Source organism: Melaminivora alkalimesophila, assembly GCF_000282995.1.
In the GTDB taxonomy this organism is placed as follows: Bacteria; Pseudomonadota; Gammaproteobacteria; order Burkholderiales; family Burkholderiaceae_C; genus Melaminivora; species Melaminivora alkalimesophila.
Genome location: NZ_ALEE01000668.1, coordinates 1 through 3,997, shown reverse-complemented (window position 1 = coordinate 3,997; position 3,997 = coordinate 1). Strand labels below are relative to the sequence as shown.

3 protein-coding genes are annotated in these 3,997 nt (G+C 70.8%); all 3 read right to left on the bottom strand.

Features of this window, described 5'->3' with window-relative positions; translation table 11 throughout:
* Positions 1 to 1,750: aminodeoxychorismate synthase component I (gene pabB, locus A612_RS13030; RefSeq protein WP_019374907.1), on the bottom strand; the 1,750-nt coding region annotated here is incomplete at its 3' end.
* 59 nt (positions 1,751 to 1,809) lie between these two features.
* On the bottom strand, positions 1,810 to 2,934 hold the full coding sequence (gene nadA, locus A612_RS13025; protein WP_040436886.1) for a quinolinate synthase NadA: 1,125 nt from the start codon (positions 2,932 to 2,934) through the stop codon (positions 1,810 to 1,812).
* Positions 2,935 to 2,990: 56 nt separating this feature from the next.
* Positions 2,991 to 3,851, bottom strand: coding sequence for a carboxylating nicotinate-nucleotide diphosphorylase (gene nadC, locus A612_RS13020; protein ID WP_019374905.1), 861 nt, complete (start codon positions 3,849 to 3,851; stop codon positions 2,991 to 2,993).
* Between the last annotated feature and the right edge of the window lie 146 nt (positions 3,852 to 3,997).

The following is a 3,997-nucleotide window of genomic DNA, read 5'->3' as shown; positions in this document are numbered from 1 at the left end:
CGGGCGCGAGTTCGGCCGCCAGCCAGCCGCGCAGGCTGTTGACGAAGGCCCAGCCCTGCACGCGCGGCAGGTCCTGCAGGCGAACCACCGCCTCGCGCACCCGCCCTTCGCGCAGCGCCATGGCCCGGCCTACGCCCGGCAGCAGACCGCAGGAGAGCGGTGGCGTGACCCATTGGCCTTCGATCTGCATGGCCAGGTTGCCGAAGGTGGTCTCGGTGATCTCGCCCTGCTCGTTGTAGAGCACCGTGTCGAACACGCCACTGCCCGGTCGGGGCGCGAAGGCGGCATAGTGCGCGCGGCGCGTGGTCTTGTGGCGCACGAACTCGCCATGGGCCTCGGCAAAAGGCCGGTCCGCCAGCGCCAGGCGCACGGGCGTGGGCGTGGGCTGCAGTGCGAAGGCTTCGGCACGCGGCACGCCGTGCGCATCAAGCAGCAGGCGCGCGCGCCATGCCCCCTGCGGGTGGGCTGCGGCCAGCACGTCCAGGCAGGCCTCCACGCGCGGCCCGCTCCAGGGATAGCCAAAGTGCGTGGCGCCCGCCCGCATGCGCTCCAGGTGCTCGGCACGGTGGCGCAGCACGCCCGCCTCGAGCGCCAGGGTTTCGAGCAGCTCGAACGGCGCACTCGCGCGCTCCACGAAGGCACGCTTGGCAGCCCACTCACGCCACTCGGCCCCAGCCTCTGACCCCCAGGTGATGCCGCTGCCGATGCCGCATACGGCCTGCGCGCCGCGCAGCGCCACGGTGCGGATCGGCACATTGAAAGTGGCGGCCACGCCGCCTTGGCCGTCGGGCCGTACCACGCCCACGGCGCCGCAGTACACGCCGCGCGGTGCGCCTTCCAGTTCCTGGATGAGCTGCATGGCGCGCACCTTGGGGGCGCCCGTGACCGAACCGCACGGGAACAGCGCGCCGAACACGTCGGCCAGGCGGGTGCCCGCCCGCGTGCGCGCCACGACGTCGGAAGTCATCTGCCACACGGTGGGCAGTTGCTCGGTGTGAAAGAGGCGCGGCACGCGCACGCTGTGCGGCTCGGCCACGCGCGAGAGGTCATTGCGCAGCAGGTCCACGATCATCACGTTCTCGGCCCGCTCCTTGGGGCTGGCACGCAGCTGCGCAGCCTGGGCCGCATCCTGCGCGGGCGTGGCGCCGCGCGGGGCCGTGCCCTTCATGGGGCGCGCGAGCAGGCTGCCGCCGCGCCAGTCGAAGAACAGCTCGGGCGACACGGAGAGCGTCTGCTCCAGCCCCATGTCGAGGAAGGCCGCGTAGCCGCCCGGCTGCGCGCGGCGCAGCGCCGCGAACAGGACCCGTGCGTCGCCCTGCCAGGCGCCCGTGCGCGGCGCCGTGAAGTTGACTTGGTAGCACTCGCCCGCGCCGATGGCGCCGCGGATGCGCGCGATGGCCGCGTCGAACGCGGGCCGCGCGATCTCGCCCTGCCATTGCACTGCGGCCTCGCCGGGCTCCGAGCTGCCGTCCCAGGGCCGCGGGGCATCGAACACCGCGAACCAGGCCAGCGGGCCGTCGGCCGCATGGGTGTGCAGGGCCGCATCGAACGCGGGCGCGGCCTCGTAGCGCAGCTGGCCCACCACCCAGGCGCCCGCGCGCGCGGCGGACTCCACGGCGTCGAGCACGCCGCGTACCTCGTGCGGGGCCTGGGCCACGAGCGTGGCGTGCGCTGGCCCGAAGGCATGGCGCAGGCGCGGCCCGGCGGGATCACGCGGGTCGGCGAAGTCGATCAGGCAAATATCGGTCAAATCGCCGGCAAGTCCAAGTACATCGGACTTTTTAAGCTATTAAATAAGGAGCAAACACATCAAACCGCACCCAGGTGCGGCACCAGCGTACCGGCCGGCTGCCCGCTCTTGAGCGCAGCGGTAAAGGCAAGCATGCGGTCGATCGGCTGGCGCGCGCGCGGAATCAATGCGGGGTCCACGTGGATGGCATTGGCGCCCGTTTCCAGCACGCGCGCGACGTCGGCCAGGCCGTTCATCGCCATCCAGGGGCAGTGCGCGCAGCTTTTGCAGGTGGCGCTGTTGCCGGCCGTCGGCGCTTCGTAGAAGGTCTTGCCGGGGTTGAGCGTGCGCAGCTTGTGCATCATGCCGTTGTCGGTGGCGACGATGAACTCCTGCGCCTCCATCTCGCGCGCGGCCTTGAGGATCGCGGAGGTCGAGCCCACGGCATCGGCCAGGGCGACGACCTCGGGCGGGCTTTCGGGATGCACGAGGATCTTGGCTTGCGGGTGCTCTTTTTTCAGCAGCTCCAGCTCCAGCGCCTTGAACTCGTCGTGCACGATGCAGGCGCCGTTCCAGAACACCATGTCGGCGCCCGTCTGCTGCTGGATGTAGGCGCCCAGGTGCCGGTCGGGGGCCCAGAGGATTCGTTGGCCCGCATCCTTGAGCGCACGCACGATGTCAAGCGCGCAGCTCGACGTGACGAGCCAGTCCGCACGCGCCTTCACGGCGGCACTGGTGTTGGCGTAGACCACCACGGTGCGGTCCGGGTGCTGGTCGCAGAAGGCACTGAACTGGTCGATGGGGCAGCCCAGGTCGAGCGAGCAGGTCGCGTCCAGGTCGGGCATGAGCACGGTTTTTTCCGGGCTGAGGATCTTGGCCGTCTCGCCCATGAATCGCACGCCGGAGACCACCAGGGTCTGCGCGGCGTGGTCGCGGCCGAAGCGTGCCATTTCGAGCGAATCGCTCACGATGCCGCCGGTTTCCTCGGCCAGGTCCTGCAGGTCCGGGTGCACGTAGTAGTGCGACACCATGACGGCGTTCTTTTCCTTCAGCAGGCGGCGGATGCGGTCCTTGAGCGCGGCGCGCTCGGCGGGGCCGGGCTCGGCGGGCACGCGGGCCCAGGCGTGCTTGGTGGAGCAGGCGGCACCCTCAGTGCCTGCGAGCGGCTGCTCGTACTCCACATCCTTGATGGCAATCGTGTTCATGGCAAGGCTCTCGCCGCCGGACTGCGGCGGCATCGCGGGGGTTCTATTGTCTCGCCTCAGGCAATCTCTTGAAGGCGCATGGAGAAATCGGTGGCCTTCACGTCCTTGGTCAGCGTGCCGATGGAGATGCGGTCCACGCCCGTCTCGGCAAGCGCGCGCAGGCCTTCGAGGGTGACGCCGCCCGAGATTTCGAGGATGGCCCCGCCTTCAGGATGCGCGGCATTGAGTGCGACGGCCTCGCGCAGCAGGGGCAGCGGCATGTTGTCGAGCAGCACCATCTTCGCGCCGGCGGTCAGGGCCTCGGCCAGTTGCTCCAGGGTCTCCACCTCGATCTCGATGAACTTCGCCTGCGCGGCCACGGCCTGCGCGGCACGCAGCACGGCCGTGACGCCGCCCGCGGCGGCGATGTGGTTCTCCTTGATGAGCACGGCGTCGTGCAGCCCGATGCGGTGGTTGGTGCCGCCGCCCATGCGCACGGCGTACTTCTGCGCCAGGCGCAGGCCCGGCAGGGTCTTGCGCGTGTCCACGATATGGGCGCGCGTGCCCGCCACGGCGTCCACGTAGGTACGGGTCTTGGTGGCCACGGCCGAGAGCAGCTGCAGGAAGTTGAGCGCCGTGCGTTCGGCGCTGAGCAGCGCGCGTGCGTTGCCCTCGATCTCGAGCACCACCTGGTCCGGCGCACAGCGCTGGCCCTCGGCCACATGCCAGGTCAGCCGCACGCCGGGGTCGAGCGCGCGCAGCGCGGCCTCGGCCCAGGGGGTGCCGCAGAGCACGGCGGCCTCGCGCACCAGCACACGGGCACGCGCACGCCGCGCGGGGTCGATCAAACCGGCCGTGAGGTCGCCGGTGCCCACGTCTTCCTGGAGCGCGCGGGCCACGTCCTCGCGGGCCAGGGCCGCGATGGCCTCGGGCGTCATAGGGAGGTCATTCGAATGTGTCATGGGCGGCAAGCATAGCGGTATCGCATAGACTCGCGGCACTTCACGCAGGGACCCGCACCATGACCGCACCCCAAGCTTCCGCACCGGCCACCGCCGGCACCCCCTACGGCACGCTGCCCCCC